Origin of the sequence: Jatrophihabitans sp., assembly GCF_035474675.1 — a bacterium.
GTDB lineage: Bacteria > Actinomycetota > Actinomycetes > Mycobacteriales > Jatrophihabitantaceae > Jatrophihabitans_A.
In genome coordinates this window covers 63,317-79,173 of the sequence record NZ_DATINC010000085.1, presented here as the reverse complement: position 1 = coordinate 79,173, position 15,857 = coordinate 63,317, and the positions used below count along the sequence as shown (strand labels likewise).

General features: G+C 71.9%; 16 protein-coding genes. 7 read left to right on the top strand and 9 right to left on the bottom strand.

Translation table 11 applies throughout. The features are described from left to right. Positions 1-698: DUF7059 domain-containing protein (locus VLJ82_RS10750; protein WP_408663342.1), on the bottom strand; the 698-nt coding region annotated here is incomplete at its 3' end. Next, positions 695-1,591 carry an alpha/beta fold hydrolase gene (locus VLJ82_RS10745; RefSeq protein WP_408663341.1) on the bottom strand — a complete coding sequence of 299 codons (897 nt, stop codon included), beginning with the start codon at positions 1,589-1,591 and terminating at the stop codon, positions 695-697. The genes VLJ82_RS10750 and VLJ82_RS10745, both read right to left, overlap by 4 nt. Positions 1,592-1,691: 100 nt before the next feature. Here VLJ82_RS10745 and VLJ82_RS10740 point away from each other — a divergent pair, with 100 nt between their 5' ends. Both VLJ82_RS10740 and VLJ82_RS10735 read left to right on the top strand, forming a co-directional pair. Continuing rightward, positions 1,692-2,084, top strand: a complete 393-nt coding sequence (locus VLJ82_RS10740; RefSeq protein ID WP_408663340.1) for a DUF3099 domain-containing protein — start codon at positions 1,692-1,694, stop codon at positions 2,082-2,084. Positions 2,085-2,122: 38 nt separating this feature from the next. Continuing rightward, entirely contained in the window at positions 2,123-2,353 is a 231-nt protein-coding gene (locus VLJ82_RS10735; protein WP_408663339.1) for a DUF3039 domain-containing protein, read from the top strand. On the opposite strand, the gene VLJ82_RS10730 is transcribed toward VLJ82_RS10735, so the two are convergent. Then, entirely contained in the window at positions 2,320-3,327 is a 1,008-nt protein-coding gene (locus VLJ82_RS10730) for a YihY/virulence factor BrkB family protein (RefSeq protein WP_408663338.1), read from the bottom strand. The two genes, VLJ82_RS10735 and VLJ82_RS10730, sit on opposite strands and share 34 nt — an antisense overlap. A 252-nt stretch (positions 3,328-3,579) precedes the next feature. Here VLJ82_RS10730 and VLJ82_RS10725 point away from each other — a divergent pair, with 252 nt between their 5' ends. Beyond that, on the top strand, positions 3,580-5,331 hold the full coding sequence (locus VLJ82_RS10725; protein WP_408663337.1) for a DEAD/DEAH box helicase: 1,752 nt from the start codon (positions 3,580-3,582) through the stop codon (positions 5,329-5,331). 295 nt (positions 5,332-5,626) lie between these two features. Beyond that, positions 5,627-5,860 carry a DUF7455 domain-containing protein gene (locus VLJ82_RS10720; RefSeq protein ID WP_408663336.1) on the top strand — a complete coding sequence of 78 codons (234 nt, stop codon included), beginning with the start codon at positions 5,627-5,629 and terminating at the stop codon, positions 5,858-5,860. A gap of 105 nt (positions 5,861-5,965) precedes the next feature. Here the strand turns inward: VLJ82_RS10720 and efeB are convergent, their stop codons facing one another. The 3 genes from efeB to efeU form a co-directional block, all read right to left on the bottom strand. Then, positions 5,966-7,198 carry an iron uptake transporter deferrochelatase/peroxidase subunit gene (gene efeB / locus VLJ82_RS10715; RefSeq protein ID WP_408663335.1) on the bottom strand — a complete coding sequence of 411 codons (1,233 nt, stop codon included), beginning with the start codon at positions 7,196-7,198 and terminating at the stop codon, positions 5,966-5,968. Positions 7,199-7,277: 79 nt separating this feature from the next. Next, complete coding sequence (gene efeO, locus VLJ82_RS10710) at positions 7,278-8,450, bottom strand: iron uptake system protein EfeO (RefSeq protein WP_408663334.1); 1,173 nt, start codon at positions 8,448-8,450, stop codon at positions 7,278-7,280. Positions 8,451-8,600: 150 nt separating this feature from the next. Then, a complete protein-coding gene (gene efeU, locus VLJ82_RS10705) occupies positions 8,601-9,470 on the bottom strand; it encodes an iron uptake transporter permease EfeU (protein WP_408663333.1) in 870 nt (289 codons plus the stop codon). A 123-nt stretch (positions 9,471-9,593) separates the two neighbouring features. Here efeU and VLJ82_RS10700 point away from each other — a divergent pair, with 123 nt between their 5' ends. Next, the gene (locus tag VLJ82_RS10700; protein WP_408663332.1) at positions 9,594-10,127 is read left to right on the top strand and encodes a 2'-5' RNA ligase family protein; all 534 of its coding nucleotides are present in this window, start codon (positions 9,594-9,596) and stop codon (positions 10,125-10,127) included. A gap of 83 nt (positions 10,128-10,210) precedes the next feature. On the opposite strand, the gene VLJ82_RS10695 is transcribed toward VLJ82_RS10700, so the two are convergent. Continuing rightward, positions 10,211-10,519 carry a hypothetical protein gene (locus VLJ82_RS10695; protein ID WP_408663331.1) on the bottom strand — a complete coding sequence of 103 codons (309 nt, stop codon included), beginning with the start codon at positions 10,517-10,519 and terminating at the stop codon, positions 10,211-10,213. A 624-nt stretch (positions 10,520-11,143) separates the two neighbouring features. Here VLJ82_RS10695 and VLJ82_RS10690 point away from each other — a divergent pair. Beyond that, complete coding sequence (locus VLJ82_RS10690; protein WP_408663330.1) at positions 11,144-12,211, top strand: S16 family serine protease; 1,068 nt, start codon at positions 11,144-11,146, stop codon at positions 12,209-12,211. Positions 12,212-12,256: 45 nt separating this feature from the next. Here VLJ82_RS10690 and VLJ82_RS10685 read toward each other — a convergent pair whose 3' ends face one another. Both VLJ82_RS10685 and VLJ82_RS10680 read right to left on the bottom strand, forming a co-directional pair. Beyond that, complete coding sequence (locus tag VLJ82_RS10685) at positions 12,257-12,397, bottom strand: hypothetical protein (protein ID WP_408663329.1); 141 nt, start codon at positions 12,395-12,397, stop codon at positions 12,257-12,259. Between the two features lie 126 nt (positions 12,398-12,523). Continuing rightward, positions 12,524-12,961 carry a DUF1810 domain-containing protein gene (locus VLJ82_RS10680; RefSeq protein ID WP_408663328.1) on the bottom strand — a complete coding sequence of 146 codons (438 nt, stop codon included), beginning with the start codon at positions 12,959-12,961 and terminating at the stop codon, positions 12,524-12,526. Positions 12,962-13,191: 230 nt separating this feature from the next. Here VLJ82_RS10680 and VLJ82_RS10675 point away from each other — a divergent pair, with 230 nt between their 5' ends. Then, positions 13,192-15,528 carry a DUF7594 domain-containing protein gene (locus tag VLJ82_RS10675; protein ID WP_408663327.1) on the top strand — a complete coding sequence of 779 codons (2,337 nt, stop codon included), beginning with the start codon at positions 13,192-13,194 and terminating at the stop codon, positions 15,526-15,528. Positions 15,529-15,857: the final 329 nt, after the last annotated feature.

Below are 15,857 nucleotides of genomic sequence, written 5' to 3'. Positions count from 1 at the left end.
CCGACGATGAACGGCGGGTTCGACACGATCAGGTCGAACTGCTCCTGGCCGACCGGCTCCAGCAGCGAGCCGTGCCGCAGGTCCCAGCGCTTGCCGCTCAGCGCTGCCGTGGTGGCGGCCATCCGCAGCGCACGCTCGCTCAGGTCGGTCGCCGTCACGTCCGCGCTGTGTTCGGACAGGTGCAGCGCCTGCATGCCGCAGCCGGTGCCGACGTCGAGCGCGCGCCGCACCGGAGCGCGCACCGTGGCCTCGGCCAGGGTCAGCCCGGCGGAGCCGATGCCCAGCACGTGCTCCGGGTGCAACGGTCCCGGCCGGACCTCGGCGCCGAGGTCGGAGACCACCCACCAGTCCGGCCCGCCGGTCTCGGAGTACGGCCGCAGATCCAGCGTCGCCCGAACCTCGCCGCCCGCCTCCTCCACCAGGCCGGCGGCCGCGGCCTGCGACAGCGGCAGCGGGCGCAAGGCCGCCTCGGCCGCGGCGGGCGGCGCCGGCAACCCCAGCAGGAACAGCCGGATCAGCGTCTCGGTCTCCGACCCGTCCCGGGTGATGCGGTCGGCGCCGCTGAGGTCACCGCGCGACATCGCCGCCTCACCGGGCAGTCCCAACGCCTCAGCCACCGCGACGGAGCCGAACCGGTCCCGGACCGCCTGGCCCAGCTGGTCGAGCACCGCCGCCGGGAACAGCGGCTGCACGCTCATGCCGGCCCCGCCGAAGCCGGGTCCAGACCAGCCGGGCCCAGACCAGCCGGGTTCGCCGAGGCCGGGTCTAGGCCAGCCGGGTCCAGGCCAGCCGGATCGAAACCAGCCGGGTCCAGCGCCGCGCCGAACCGTTCCACCGCCCAGCCGGCGATCCGCTCCGCCACCTCGACCGGCCGGCGCAGCTGCAGGTCATGCCCGGCCTCGACCTGGTGCCCGGTCGCGTGCCCGATCGCGGCCAGCAGCCCGGCCGGGGTGGCGGCCGGGATCATCGCGTCCCGGTCGCCGCTGATCACCACCGTCGGCGCGGTGATCAGCGGCAGCGCGGCGTCGATCTGAGGCGCACCGGCGAGCAGCGCCCGTTGCTCGAGCAGGAAGCTGCGCCATACCGGCCGGTGCCGCATCGCCGCCCCGCTGCAGCTGCCGTACGGCCGGTCAGCCTCGGCGAGCGCGGCCAGGATCGCCGAACGCGCCCGCCACCGCACGAGTGGACGGCCCAGCTGCAGGGTCGCGTACGCGATCAGCTCACCCAGCACCGGCGCGGCCAGCACCCGGTCGATCGGCATCACGCAGTGCGGCCCGACCGAGGCGAGCAGCACCAGCCCGGCCAGCGACGGCGGCCGGCGAGCCGCCGCCAGGATCGCCACTCCGCCCGCCCAGCTGTGCCCGACCAGGACCGTCGGGCCGGCCTGGACCTGTTCCAGCCAGCCCTGCAACCAGCGCACGTTGCCCGGGTAGCCGGTGGCGGGCAACGGGTTGGCGCCGTAGCCGGGACGGTCCGGCGCCAGCACCCGCACGCCGTCCGGCAGCCGGCGCAGCAGCTCCCGGCGCAGCGGCCAGAAGCTGGCGGAGGAGTCCGGCTGGCCGTGCAGCAGGACGATCGTCGGTGTGGACACGAGCACCATCGTGCCGTAGCGCGGATCGGCCCGGCGGCGGCGATCTATCTCACCTGATCAACTCACCCCGGTCCCTCCGCCGCGGTGGCACGATGGTCAGGTGGGCCCGTCCAGCAGAGAGCCGAGCGACCGGCCGGTCCTCATCACCGAGGCGCCGGTCAACGTCGACGACGAGTTCGATCACCGGCGCAAGCGGTACCTGCTGATGATGGCGCTGCGGGCGGTGTGCATCGTCGGCGCGGCGAGCACCTTCTCGCTGTCGGGCTGGATCGCGGCCGGCTTCGTCGCCGCCGCCCTGGTGCTGCCCTGGTCGGCCGTGCTGATCGCCAACGACCGCCCGCCCAAGCAGGAGCTGCGCTTTCGCCGGTTCGTCGGGGGCACGGCGCAACGCCAGCTGACCTCGGGCCAGCCGCAGCCGCCGGACGGCGACGGCGACGACAACGGCAACGGCAACGGCAACGAGCCTCCCCAGCCGCGGATCATCGATATCTGAGCTGACCGGCCCGTGACGGCGGTGGCACAATCGACTGCGTGACTACCCAGACCCTGGATGCCCCGAAGACCTCTGACGCCGACCAGGGCGACCAGGTCTTCCACTACGTCCGCAAGAACAAGGTCGCCGAGAGCGCGGTCCTGGGCACCCTGGTCGAGGCGCTGTGCGGCGAGGTGTTCCCGGTCACCCGGGCGGCCAAGCCCGGTTCGCCGGTGTGCTCCCGCTGCCAGGAGATCTACGAGTCGCTGCCGTCCGGCGGCTCGTCCTGAGCCGGCCGGCCGGACGCCGGCGCGGCAGGGCCTGCTGAGCCGGCAGCCGGTTCCGACTGCCGGAGCTCCGGACTCGGCGTGTAGGGCTTCCAGCCCCGGCTGGTGCCGCGCACCCTGGCCGTGGTGGTGGGCGAGCGCTGCTCGATCTCGGCGTTGAACTCCGCGCCCAGCAGCACCCCCAGTGCCAGCAGGAAGAAGAACAGCAGCGCCGCGATCGGCGCCGCCAGCGTTCCGTAGGCGTGGTTCTGGTCGATGATGAAGTTGATGTAGAACCGCAACGCCGCCGACCCCGCCAGGAAGATCACCATCGCCAGCAGCGCCCCGGGCACCCCGCGCCGCCAGGGCAGCCGCCGGGGCGGGGCCAGGTGGTAGAGGCTGGTCAGCCCGACCAGCAGCAACAGCAGCACCGTCGGCCAGTAGGCGTCGCTGATCACCCGGTCCGCGGTGCGCCGGGCGCCCTCGGGGAACAGCTTGGGCAGCACGGTCGGGCCCAGCACCAGGGCAGGCAGCACGATCACGCCCACCACGATCGAGCCGAGATAGATGCCCAGCGCCAGCAGCCTGCTGCGGACCGCGCCGCGCAGGTCACGCATTCCGTAGGCGATGGTGATGGTGTTGACGAAGGTGGCGGTCGCCGACGAGCCCGCCCACAGCGCCAGCACGAAGCCGACCGAGATGACGTCGGCCCGGCCCTCGCGCAGCACCTCCTGCACCACCGGCGCGATCAGCTGGTCCACCACCTCGGGGCTGAAGGCGCGGGAGAAGGCAGTCAGCAGGTTCTGCTGCACCCGGTCGACGGTGCCCTCGCCGGCCAGGTCGGAGAAGTAGCCCAGCGCCGCCAGCAAACCCAGGAACAGCGAGGGCAGCGACAGCAACTGCCAGAAAGCTGCTTCGGCCGACAATCCGAGGATCCGGTCGTTCCAGGCCCGCGAGATCGTCCGGGACGCCAGCGTCCCGATCCCGCGCCGGCTCATCACGGGTTCCTAGTCTGCCCAGCCGCGCCAGCCGGGCGGAACCGTGACACGCCGCCCAGCCCGCATGTGATGACATCGCTACCTCGGGCAGGCCGCCCGGCACCAGCGGTCCGGTCAATCTCACATCGGCGCGGGTTGGTCGCGCCGGCCCGCCGGGACGCCGGTTAGCCTGGCGGGGCAGGGCGGAACCTCCAGGCACACCCGTGGGTCCGTGGAGCAACGAGTGCGGACCAGTGGTGAAGGGGGCGTCGAGTGACTCAACGCCGCCCCACCGGCACCCGGCTGCGCCTGTGGCAGCGCGAGGCGCTGGCCAAGTACGAGACCGAGAGCCGCAAGGACTTCCTGCTCACCGCCACCCCGGGGGCCGGCAAGACCACCTTCGCGCTCAGCCTGGCGGTCGGCCTGCTGCAGCGCCGGGCCATCGACCGGGTGATCGTGGTCGCCCCCACCGACCACCTGCGCTCGCAGTGGGCCGAGGCCGCCGAGCGGTTCGGCATCGCGCTGGCGCCGAACCTGGGCAACGCGGTGGGCCCGGTGCCAGTAGACCTGCACGGCTACGTCACCACCTACGCCCAGGTGGCAGGCAAGCCGGGCCTGCACGCGGCTCGGGCCACCACCCGGCGCAGCCTGGTCGTGCTGGACGAGATCCACCACGCCGGCGACGGGCTGTCCTGGGGTGAGGCGGTCGAGGAGGCCTTCGCCGGCGCCGCCCGCCGGCTGTGCCTGACCGGCACGCCGTTCCGGACCCGGGTGGGGGAGCGGATCCCGTTCGTCCGGTACGAGCCGGACGGCACCGGCGGCCTGGTCTCGACCGCCGACTACAGCTACGGCTACGCCGACGCGCTGCGAGACCACGTGGTGCGCCCGGTGGTGTTCGCCGCCTATACCGGGGTGTCGCGGTGGCGCAATTCCGCCGGGGAGGTGGTGGCCGCCTCGCTGACCGAGGCCGGCACCAAGTCCACCGAGCAGGCCGCCTGGCGCACCGCGCTGGACCCCACGGGCGACTGGGTGCCGCACGTGATCGCGGCGATGGACGAGCGGCTGTCCCAGCTGCGCGCCTCCGGCATGCCGGACGCCGCGGGGCTGGTGCTGGCCTCCGATCAGGACGACGCCCGCGCCTACGCCGCCATCGTGCACCGGGTCACCGGCGAGAAGCCGTACCTGATCCTGTCCGACGACCCCAAGGCCAGTGCCAAGATCGCCAAGTTCGGCGCCGGCGGCGCCCGGATCGCGGTGTGCGTGCGGATGGTCTCCGAGGGCGTGGACGTGCCCCGGGCCGCCTGCCTTGCCTGGCTGACCAGTTACCGCACCCCGCTGTTCTTCGCGCAGGCGGTCGGCCGGGTGGTCCGGGCCCGGGGGCGGCACGAGTCGGCGACCGTGTTCCTGCCGGCGGTCCGGCCGCTGCTGGCGCTGGCCGCCGAGCTGGAGAACGAGCGCAACCACGTGCTGCCGCCGCCCGCCGGGCCCTCTGACTCCCTCGACCTGGTCGACGACCTGCCCGACGAGCACCCGGAGCAGGCCGAGTCGGCGCTGCTGCAGGAATGGCAGGCGTTGGAGGCCGAGGCGCAGTTCGCCCACGTGCTGCACGGCGGCCGGGCCGTCACGGCCGACACCGGGTCGACCGGCCCGGACGGCGACTCCGACCACGCCGACTTCCTCGGCCTGCCCGGCCTGCTGTCGGCCGAGCAGACCGCGGCGCTGCTGGCCAAGCGGGACTCCGAGCTGCGCAAGCGGGCCACCCAGTCCCGTGGGGCCGCTGCGCCGGAGCCCGACCAGACCGACCAGCCGGCCGATGCCGGGGGTGCGGCGGTCAGCAGCTGGCGGGCCGCCGCCGACCTGCGCCGGGAGGTGAACCGGCTGGTGTCGGTGCTGGCCGCCCGGACCAGCACGCCGCACGCCGCCCTGCACGCCCAGCTGCGCACCGCCGTGCCGGGACCGGCCTCCGCCTCGGCGTCGGTAGAGGTGCTGGAGGCCCGGCGGTCCTACCTGATGGCCCGGATGTGACCGGTCCGAGAGCCGGGGAGAACGGCCTGACGGCCCGGACGGCACCCGTCCGAGAGCCCGGAGCGAACCGGCCTGACAGCCCGGATACAGCTGGTGCGAGGAGCCGGTTTCGGCCCGGTGTCGGCAAGGTTTCGGATCGTTCGCTACACGCGTAATAACTCTCAATTGAGTTACTCCAGGAACTACGGCGCGCCTGAGCTGGTTGTATGTAGTGAGCAGACACGATAAGTCTCAGAGCACCAGAGGCCCCGGTCTGTGACCAACCGCGAGAACCATCGCAGAAAACGAGGGACCAGTGACAGGCACTTTGACCGCCGAGCCCTTGACCGCAGCGGACCGCTGCGACCGATGTGGCGCCCAGGCCTACGTGCGCGTCACGCTCCCGGTCGGCAGTGAGTTGCTGTTCTGTGCTCACCACGGCCGCGAGTACGCGCCCAAGCTTCGCGAGCTGGACGCCCGGATCCTCGACGAGTCCGAGCGGCTGGACGAGCCCCAGCCGAACCCGGCCTCGGCGGCCCTGCCCGACTAGAACTCCGGACGGGCCGTCCAGGCTCGGGAAGACAGATAGCAGATAGCAAAACCGATCGAAGACCGGTCCTTGAAAGGGCCGGTCTTCGTCGTTTCCGTCACCGGGTCAGCTGAACAGCGCCTGGCCCCAGAACTGGCCGTCGGCCGGGCCCGGTGGGCAGGCGAACAGCGCGCTGGAGGTGTGCTTGATGTACTCGTTGAGGGCGTCGGTGGCCAGGTTGCGCTGCACCGGGATGAACCCGGTGGCCGGGTCGGACTGGAAGCAGATAAAGAACAGGCCGGCGTTCAGCTGCCCGGTGACCGGGTCCACCCCGTCGGTGAAGGAGTAGCCGCGGCGCAGGATCTTCACGCCGCCGTTGGACTCCGGCGCCGCCAGCCGGATGTGGGCATCGGCCGCGATGACCGGCGTCCCGTCGGCGGCCTTGGCGGCCAGGTCCGGCTCGTCCCGCTCGTGCCGGCCGGTCAGCGGCGCGCCCTCGACCTTGGTGCGCCCGAACACCGCCTCCTGGTCACCGATCCGGTCCCGGTCCCAGGCCTCGATACCCATCCGGATCTTGCGGCTCACCAGGTAGCTGCCGCCGGCCAGCCACGCCTGGTCGGTGTCCTTGCCGACCCAGACGTGGGAGTCCAGGTCGGCGGCCACCTCGCCGTTGACGTTGCGGGTGCCGTCCTTGAAGCCCATCAGGTTGCGCGGCGTCTGCTGGGCCGGGGTGGTCGAGGAGGTCCGGCCGAAGCCGAGCTGGAACCAGCGCATCGCGGTCACCCCGAAGCCGATCCGGTTGAGGTTGCGCACCGCGTGGAAGGCCACCTGCGGGTCGTCGGCGCAGGCCTGGATGCAGATGTCGCCCCCGCTGATCCGGGGGTCGAGGGCGTCGCCGGGGAAGGCGGGCAGCTCGCGCAGCGCCGCCGGCCGCCGGCCGGCCAGGCCGAAGCGGTGGTCGAACAGGCTGGGGCCGAAGCCGATGGTGACGGTCAGGTTGGCGGCCGGCAGCCCGGTCGCCTCGCCGGTGTCGGCCGGCACGTACTGCTCGGCGCCCTCGACCGCGCCCACCGGCTCGCCCCGGGTCATCTTCTCGGCGGCCACCGTCCAGCGCCGCAGCAGGTCGACCAGCTCGGACCGGCTGGTGCTGGTGACGTCGAAGGCGGCGAAGGCCAGCCGGTCCTGGGCCGGGGTGGCGATGCCGGCCTGGTGGGCGCCCCGGAACGGGACCACCGCCGGCCGGGTGGCCGCGGCATGGGACGAGCTGTCACAGCCGGCCAGCGCGGCGGCACCACCGGCCGCCGCCACCGTGCCGAACGCGCCGGCCAGGAAGCTGCGCCGGGAGAAGCCTGCTGACATGACTGCCGGTCCTTGGAGTAACGCTGGAAACTGCTCGGGGGAATGCTGGGGAACTGCTCGGGGAGACGCCGGGAACTGCTCAGGAGATCGTGACGACCTGCTCGCCGACCTGCGACAGCGGCTCGGCCAGCGCGTCCACCGCGACCGTCAGCTCGCGGATCGCCTGGGCGTTCAACTGCTTGTACGGACGGTAGTTGCCCTCGCCGGTAGCGTACTTGGCCAGCAGCGCGTCCACCGTGGCGAACCGGGCGCGGATGGTGGTCACCAGGCCGGGGCCGGCCGGGGTGGAAGACAGCGCCGGTACCAGCAGGTCGAACGCGGCCCGGGAGCCGGACAGGTTGGCTGCGATGTCGCTGAGGTCGGTGCCGGAGTAGCGCTCCTCCTCGCCGGCCAGCTTGGTCTTGCCGACCTCGGTGAGCAGTTCGGTGGCCCCGTTGGCGAGGTCGGCGGCCTGGAAGCTGGCGGTCGCGATCCGCTTCTGCAGGCTGGTGACGTCGGCGAGCAGCTTGTCGGCAACCGGCGCCATGCCGGTGGTGTTGTTCGACACCCACAGCTGCCGCTCGATGCGGTGGTAGCCACCCCACTCGGCGGCGGGCACGTCACCCTCGCGGGCGTCGATGGCCGGGTCCAGGTCGCCGAAGGACTCCGCGACCGGCTCGATCGCCTCGTAGGGTGCCCGGGCCGGCGCGTACAGCTGCTTGGCCCGGGCCACCTGACCGGCCTTGACGGCGGCCACGAACTGGCCGGTCAGGGTGACCAGCTCGGCGGCCTTGCCGTCGAGGTAGCGGCGGTAGCCGGTGGTGGCGGCGTTGACCGCGGCGGCTCCGGAGCCGGTCGGCGAGGCGCTGGCACCGGCGGCGCCCGCGGATGCCGCGGTCACCGTGAAGGGGCTGCGCTCGGTCTTGGCGTTCGGGCAGTACAGCTGGTAGTCGCCGGCGGTGAGGTTGAGTGAGAACGAGCCGGACAGCCCCGGGGTCAGGCCCTCCTTCTCACCGAGGATCTTGCTGCCGCTCATCAGCTCGGCCTCCGAGACGGCGCTGCCGCCTTCGTTCTTGATCGTGAAGGTGGTCGGCCCGGCCGGGACGCTGGCCGGATCGGCCTGGCACCCGTCGTCGGTCAGGGTGACCCGCACCGCGGTGGCGCCGCTGCCCGAAGCGGGCGAGTCGCTGCTCTTGTCCGACGCGCATCCGGTGGCCACCACCGCGAGGGCGACCGTGCTGACCAGCAGACCTGGCCGGCGGATCAGAAGCATGGGGGTAGGGCCTTTCGACTCGGGGGCACCGCTCGCAGCGGGCTGGATACGGAAGCTTTCCCGCACCAGCTGAGCGAGGCCGAGCCGGCAGCGGGCCCGACCGCGGAACGGCCGGGGGAGGGTGGGCAGGTCGGGCGGAACGGGCAGGGATCAGGCGGCGCTCCGGCTCAGGCCGGTGCCCTGCCGGGCGGCGGGAGCGGACGACTGGGACCGCGGGGTGCTGCGCCGGGGCCAGAACAGGTAGAGCGACATCGGAATGAGGTAGGCCAGCCAGCCGATGACCTCGACGGTGACCGGCCGGGGCTGGATGCCGAGCACCCCGGTGAACAGCGAGGCCTGCACCGAGCCCGGCCGGACCACCGCGCTCAGGTCCAGCGCCTGGGTCTGCCCGACCAGCAGCCAGCCGGCCTCGTGCGCGGTGTGCGCGGCGGTCATCACCAGGCCGGCCGACACCAGGATCAGCATCGCGCCGGTCACCGCGAAGAACCGGGACAGGTTGAGCTTGACCCCGCCCCGGTAGATCGCGTAGCCGATGGCGATTGCCACCGCCAGCCCGAGCACCGCGCCGGTCAGCCCGGCGGCCTGGTCGTCGCTGGCGTTGAGCAGGGCGGTCAGGAACACCGCGGACTCGAAGCCCTCCCGCAGCACCGCCAAGAAGCCCATCGCCACCAGGGCGAACAGGGAGCCCGAGGCCAGGGCCGAGCCGGCCGAGCGCCGGAGGTTGCCCGACAGGCTGCGGGCGTGCCGCTTCATGAACACCACCATGTAGGTGACCATGGCGACCGCGACCAGTCCCACCACCGTCTCGAGCATCTCCTGCTGGCGCTGCGGCAGGTCCCGGGACAGCACGTGCAGCGCAACCCCGACCCCGACGCAGAGTAGGGTCGCGGCGGCCACCCCGAGCCACATCTGGCGCAGCGCCCGCCGGGCGCCCTGGTTGGCCAGGAAGGCGGCGACGATGCCGACGATCAGTGTTGCCTCGACTCCCTCACGCAACATCACGACGAAGGTGGGTAACACTGATCCTCCCGGAATTAGGATTACCTAACTTCTGGGCAGACTAGCAAGGTTAGGCGTACCTAACAAACCCCTCCCCGAGCTTTCAGCACGCACGCGGGGACCGGCGCCAGGGAGGAGGAGGCGATGGCAGTCGGCGAGTTGTCGCTGTGGCTGCAGCCGGAACCGGCTGCCGCCGCCGAACTGGACGCGGTGATCGCGCGGCTGGCCGCCGTGCACGGCACCGCGCCCTTTCCCTCGCACCTGACGCTGCTGGGCGTCCTCGACCAGGACCCGGACACCGCGGTCGCGGCGCTGGCCGAGCTCGCGGAGGCCGCCGGCCCGGTCCGGGTCCGGTTCGGTGAGACGCGCTGCGAGCCGGCCTGGCACCGCTCGCTGTACCTGGTCGCGGTGCCCGAGCCCGCGCTGCGGCGCCTCGCCGGGCAGGCCGCCCAGGCATTCGAGGTGTCCGGGTCGCCGGCGTTCGAGCCACACCTGAGCCTGCAGTACTCGGAGTTACCGGTCGCCGACAAGCTGCGGCTGGCCGCACAGGTCGAGCTGCGGCTGCCGCTGAGCGTCCGGTTCGACCGGCTGTCGCTGTGGCAGACGCCGGGCTCGGACGCCCGCCGCTGGCGGCTCGTCGCCGAGCACCGGCTGACGGCACACCGGCGAGCGCCCTGACCCCGGCGCACCGGCGAGCGCCCTGACCCCGGCCCGAGCCGCGGACGCTGCGGGAGTGGCTCGCTAGCGCCGGGCCTGCCGGGTCAGCTTCGGGCGGACCGTTCCAGCGGCCACCGCCAGCCGCTGGCGGCGGGCCCGCTCAGGGCGCGGTTGCCGGCGGCGAGGACCCCGCGCCGGGACAGGTGCGACATCAGCGACCAGCGCGACAGCGAGGACAGCACCGAGCCTGCCGACAGCCACGAGCCGACCGAGAAGATCGACAGCGCCGACCCCACGCTGCCGATCGAGGCGAACGAGCCGACGCTGCCGATGGACAGCATCGATCCCTTCGAGCCGATCGACAGCAGGCTGTCCTGGGACCACAACGACCAGCGCGAGCCCGAAGAATGCATCCCGGCAGCATGGCAGCACCCTGTCGGAGTGTCGATCCGCGGCTTTGCCCGCTCGATAACCGACAATGCGCGGTTGGTAGCGGACGGTCAGCAAAGCCGTCCGAGCCGGGTAGGCACTGGAGAAGTAGCGGTTCCCGGGTTTTTGCGTTATCGAACAGACGGTTCATCCTGCAGATCTGGACGGAACCAGGCGTGTTCTACCGGCCGTTTCCCAGCATCCTCACTACGCTCTGTGATGCTCCTAGAACTCCACGTCACGCGCTCTTCACGTTGGGCTGTTTTGTAGTCGTTAAGTAACCGCCGGTAACGGTAACGATTAGGAATAGCCTTATGCTAAAAGGGGTTTCGCGCGGTGTGGTCTCAGTGTAAGTTTTCCCTGCGGAGCCCGGCAGGATGCCGGATAACACGGCCATGGCGGGCCGGTCCGATCTACGGAACGCAGCAACTCGACGGCGGAGCGTCGCCGTCGCAGTCGTGGATGAATTCGAACACCGTCCGAACAGGTGACGTCAGGGAGCGAGGACCGCGCATGCCCCACGGCCGTGCATCCGTGCCGGGCCTCGGCTCGCCCGCAGCTCCCGCAGCTCTCGCGTACCGGAGCGGCGCGACCGCCGGAGGCGCCCGGTGAGGCTCGACACGGGCCCGGTGGCCTGGAAGCTGCCGACCCAGATGCGCACCCCGGCACCGTCGCGGCGCCGGGGCCGACTGCCGGTGGCCGCCGTCCGGCCGGACTACGAGCTCATCCCGATGAACGGCACCCGGCTCCAGACGCCGGGCTTCGACCGCCCGGTCCCGGTCGGCGCGGTCTGCGCGGTGTCCTACCGCGCCGAGCTGCGGCCCTCGACCCGGGAGCTGCTGAGCCATCTGATCGACCCGCAGGCCTCGTTGGTCGCCCGGTCCCGGCTCACCGGCGGCCGTCCGGTCGACGAGTTCGAGGCGGCCGGCCTGGACGACTCGAGGTGGTCGCTGGAGTCGGCGACCGCGGCCGCGGCCACCCTGCTCGGCGAACCGGTCCGCGAGCTCGGCCGCGGGGCCACCGTCGAGGCGTTGCGCGAGGACACCGTCGGCCTGCACTGCGAGGACATCGTCATCGCCGTCAACGGCCGGACGGTGGAGACCGCGGTCAGCCTGCGGGCGGCGCTGGCCGGCCTGGACAGCGCTGAGCTGACGGTGCTGCGCGGCCCGGAGGCCGACCAGCCGGGAACGCTGGCGAAGGTGCCGGTCACCCGGCATCCGGACGGCGCCTGGGGCCTGCGGGTGGTGACGGCCGACCGGGTGTTGCGGCACGGCATCGACGCCCGGTTCGACCTGCCCGACGACCTGCGCGGGCCCTCGCTGGGGCTCGCCTGCGCGCTCAGCGTGGTGGACGCCTTCACCGGCGGCCGGATGGCGGCCGGCGGCACCGTGGTGGCAACCGGAACGGTGGACATGGCCGGCCGGGTGGGCGGTGTCGGGGCTATTGAACTGAAAGCTCGTGCGGTGCGGGCCCACCCCCACGTACGGCGCTTTGTGGTGCCCGCGGAGTCGAGAGCCGACGTGGACGATGCGCGTCGGGTGCTCGGCAGCCGGGCTGAAGTCGTGGCGGTGGCCACGCTGGCTGAAGCCGTAGAGGTGCTCTGCGGCTTCAGCTGGCGAGGCAGGAAAACCACCCTCCGATCACCAGATCGGCCATGGGTTAGCACCGTCCGGTGAGGCGTCTACCGACGTCTCAAAACGTTTCCTTGGAGGGAAAATGCGTTACACGTCCGCACGTTGGTCCTCGGCCAGGTGGTCGTCGGCCCGCTGGTCCTCGGCTCGGTGGTCCTCGGCCCGCTGGTCGTCGGCCCGCTGGTCGTCGGCCCGCTGGTCGGCTGGCGCAGGTACCACGGTCGACAGCATCGAGCTGTAGCTAGACCGCTGTCTGCCGGGCTGGGTGGCGAGAGGCTCTCGCCACCCAGCCCAGGCACAGCCTGTACGGCTGCCCCCGTGCGGCCGGTCCTGGACCTCAGTGCGATGCCGCTCGCGTCACTGCAGGAGCTGGTCGGTGGCTGAGTCCGCCATGCCGTCGTAGTACCGGGCAAGCACCTGGGTAAAGACCGGTTCATCCGGTGCTGCCCGTGCGAACAGTGTCATCGACGACCGCAGCTTCTGCGCGTCGATGTCTCCGAAGATCTGCTGCGCGCTGCGGTCATGCCGGCGTGCCAGGATGCCCGCGCACTCCACCAGCCGCGGCCCGAGCACCGGATGCCGCAGGTAGGCGCGTGCCTCGGCCAGCGAGCCGATCGCGAACCTCTTCGACGTCGGGCTCTGCCCTAGCCCCGCGATCTGCGGGAAGACGAACCACATCCAGTGGCTGACCTTGCGGCCCTGCCGCAACTCGGCGACTGCCCGCTGATACGTGCCGCCGGCGTCCTGTGCCTGGACGAACCGTTCGAAATGATCAGGGACGTCGGTCTCGGCCATCAGGATCGCTGTCTCGCCCCGTGCCGCATGTCACTCAATCTATCGCTGGCCATGCGTAATTGCTCCGTTACTCTTCGTAATCGGCCGGTTCGGTCGATGGGGAGTCGTCCGAACGAAACCCTGAGCACGGAGTTCGTCGAATGCGGCACACCCAAGCAAACACAGCCAAATCTCGTGAAGCACAGGTTACTGCGCGTCACCGGGCCGGCCACCGGCTCCACCGGTTGCCGGTGCTGTCGGCCCTCCTGTCAGCCCTGCTGGCGGCCGGGTTGCTGGTGCTGACGGGACAGCACCAGGCGCACCGGGCAGCCGCGGCCGAGGCCCCGATCCGGGCGGCCTTCTACTACGGCTGGTTCCCCGAGACCGAGCACTGGGCCTCGCACTACACCCCGGCGGCCGGCAAGTACGACAGCAGCGATCCGGCGGTGGTGGCCACCCAGGTGGGCCAGGCCAAGGCGGCGGGACTGAACGCCTTCATCTCCTCCTGGTGGGGCCAGGGCAGCAAGACCGACTCCCGGTTGCCGCTGCTGCTCGACACCGCGGCCGCCCGGGGTTTCGCGATCGCCCCGTACTACGAGCAGGAGGGCTTCGGCAACCCGACGGACAGCCAGCTGGCCTCCGACCTGGCCTACTTGGCCGCCAGGGCCGCGGCCTCACCGGCCTGGTTGCGGGTGGGCGGCCGTCCGGTGCTGTTCGTCTACAACGCCGACGACACCACGTGCGCGGTGGCCGATCGCTGGGCGACGGCCAACCAGGGCCGGTTCTACCTCAACCTCAAGGTGATGGCCGGCTACCGCGACTGCGCCCACCAGCCGGACGCCTGGCACCAGTACGGGCCGGCCTCGGCGATCCACCAGGTGCTGCCGTGGTCGGTCACCGTCTCGCCCGGGTTCTACAAGTTCGACGAGAGCACCCCTCGGCTGGCGCGCAGCCTGACCGCCTTCTCCGCCGGGCTCGCCCAGCAGGTCGCCTCCGGTGCGCAGTGGCAGCTGGTGACCACCTGGAACGAGTGGGGTGAGGGCACCGGCGTCGAGCCGACCGTGGAGTTCGGCCGGTCCTACACCGACGCGATGGCTGCCGCCTACCTGCCGGCCGGGACGTCTCCGTCGTCCAGCGCACCGGCGAGCAGCTCCCCGGCGAGCAGCGTGCCGGTGAGCAGTGCGCCGTCTTCCAGCGCTCCGCCGGTGGTGGCGAGGTCGACCAGCCTGCCCAGCGCCGACAGCTACGTCGCCTCGAACGCCGCCAGCACCAACTACGGCACCGCCGTCACGCTGCGGCAGAACGCCACTCCGAGCGCGACCACGGTGAGCTACCTGCGCTTCGGAGTGCCGGCCGGCACGGTCACCAAGGCCACCCTGCGGCTGTTCTCCCGCTCGACCGGGGTGACCCGTTCCAAGGTGTTCAGCACCTCGGCGAGCTGGGGCGAGCGCACCCTGACCTGGGCCAACCGGCCGGTGCTGGGTGCCCAGGCCGGCACTACCGGCACCCTGACCGCCGGCCAGTGGACCGAGGCCGACGTGACCGGCGCGGTGCGGGCCGGCGCGACCGCGTTCGGGGTGACCACCGGCGCGACGGCCACCCGGTACTTCGACAGCAAGGAGGCGGCGAACCCGCCCCAGCTGCTGGTGGAGTACTCCGCGCCGGCATCGTCCAGTCCGGTTCCGACCAGTTCGGCGCCGACCAGCGCCGTGCCGACCAGCGCCGCGCCGACCAGTTCCGCGCCGGCTCCCAGCTCGTCCCCGACCCAGCCGGGACCGCTGCCGGGCGGGATCACCAAGCTGCTGACCGTGGTGGTCGAGAACCACAGCCTCGGCCAGGTGCAGTCCGGCATGCCCTACACCGACGAGCTGGCGCGCCGGTTCGGCTACGCCAGCAACTACACCGCGATCCGGCACCCCAGCCTGCCGAACTACCTGGCGATGGTCGGCGGGGACACCTTCGGGGTGACCGACGACCTCGCCCCGGCCAGCCATCCGCTGGCCGGCGACAGCGTGTTCGACCAGGCCCTCGCGGCAGGCCGGACCGCGGGCACCTACGCCGAGGGCATGACCACGAGCTGCCAGCTCACCAGCTCCGGACGGTACGCGGTCAAGCACAACCCGTGGGCCTACTTCAGCGGCGCCACCCAGCGGGCCAACTGCAACCGGTACGACCTGCCCGCCGGCACGCCCAGCAGCGGGGCGATGCACAACGCGGTGCTGGCCGGCACGCTGCCCAACGCCGGGTACTGGATCCCGGACCTGTGCAACGACGCCCACGACTGCTCGCTGACCATTGCCGACAGCTACCTCAAGTCGTGGCTTCCGCAGATCATGGCGGGGCCGGACTACACCAGCGGCCGGCTGGCGATCGTGATCACCGCCGACGAGGACGACAGCCACAGCGGCAACGTGGTGCTGACCGCGGTGATCCACCGCAGCCTGGACGGGGCGCACAAGGTGGTCTCGACGCCGCTGAACCACTACAGCCTGCTGCGGCTCTACGACCAGGTGCTGGGCGTTCCGCTGCTGCGCAAGGCGGCGACCGCCCCGGACCTGGCCGCCGCGTTTGGGCTGCCGATCGGGTGAGGCCGGGCAACTGCCGGTGCGCGAGGACCGCGTCAAAGACACGAGCGCTTCCAGTAATGGCTAAACCCTCGCTCGGCCACCCGGCTACCGAGATGACAGATCACTCTGTGACAAGGTAAGCAGCCGCAGGCGGTTCTCAGCCGGGGTGCCACGGGCAAGATCATCCTGCGGTTACAGGGCTCGCCGGTTCCGGTCGGCACCCGGACGCGATGCCCGAACCTGCCGATGGAGGGTGATCATTCCCGGGCCTGGGCCGCCCAGCCGGGCGGGGCGGGAGTCTTGCGGCGTTGCTTCCCAGTGCGTATGTTCGGGGCTCGGTCAAGCAGTGT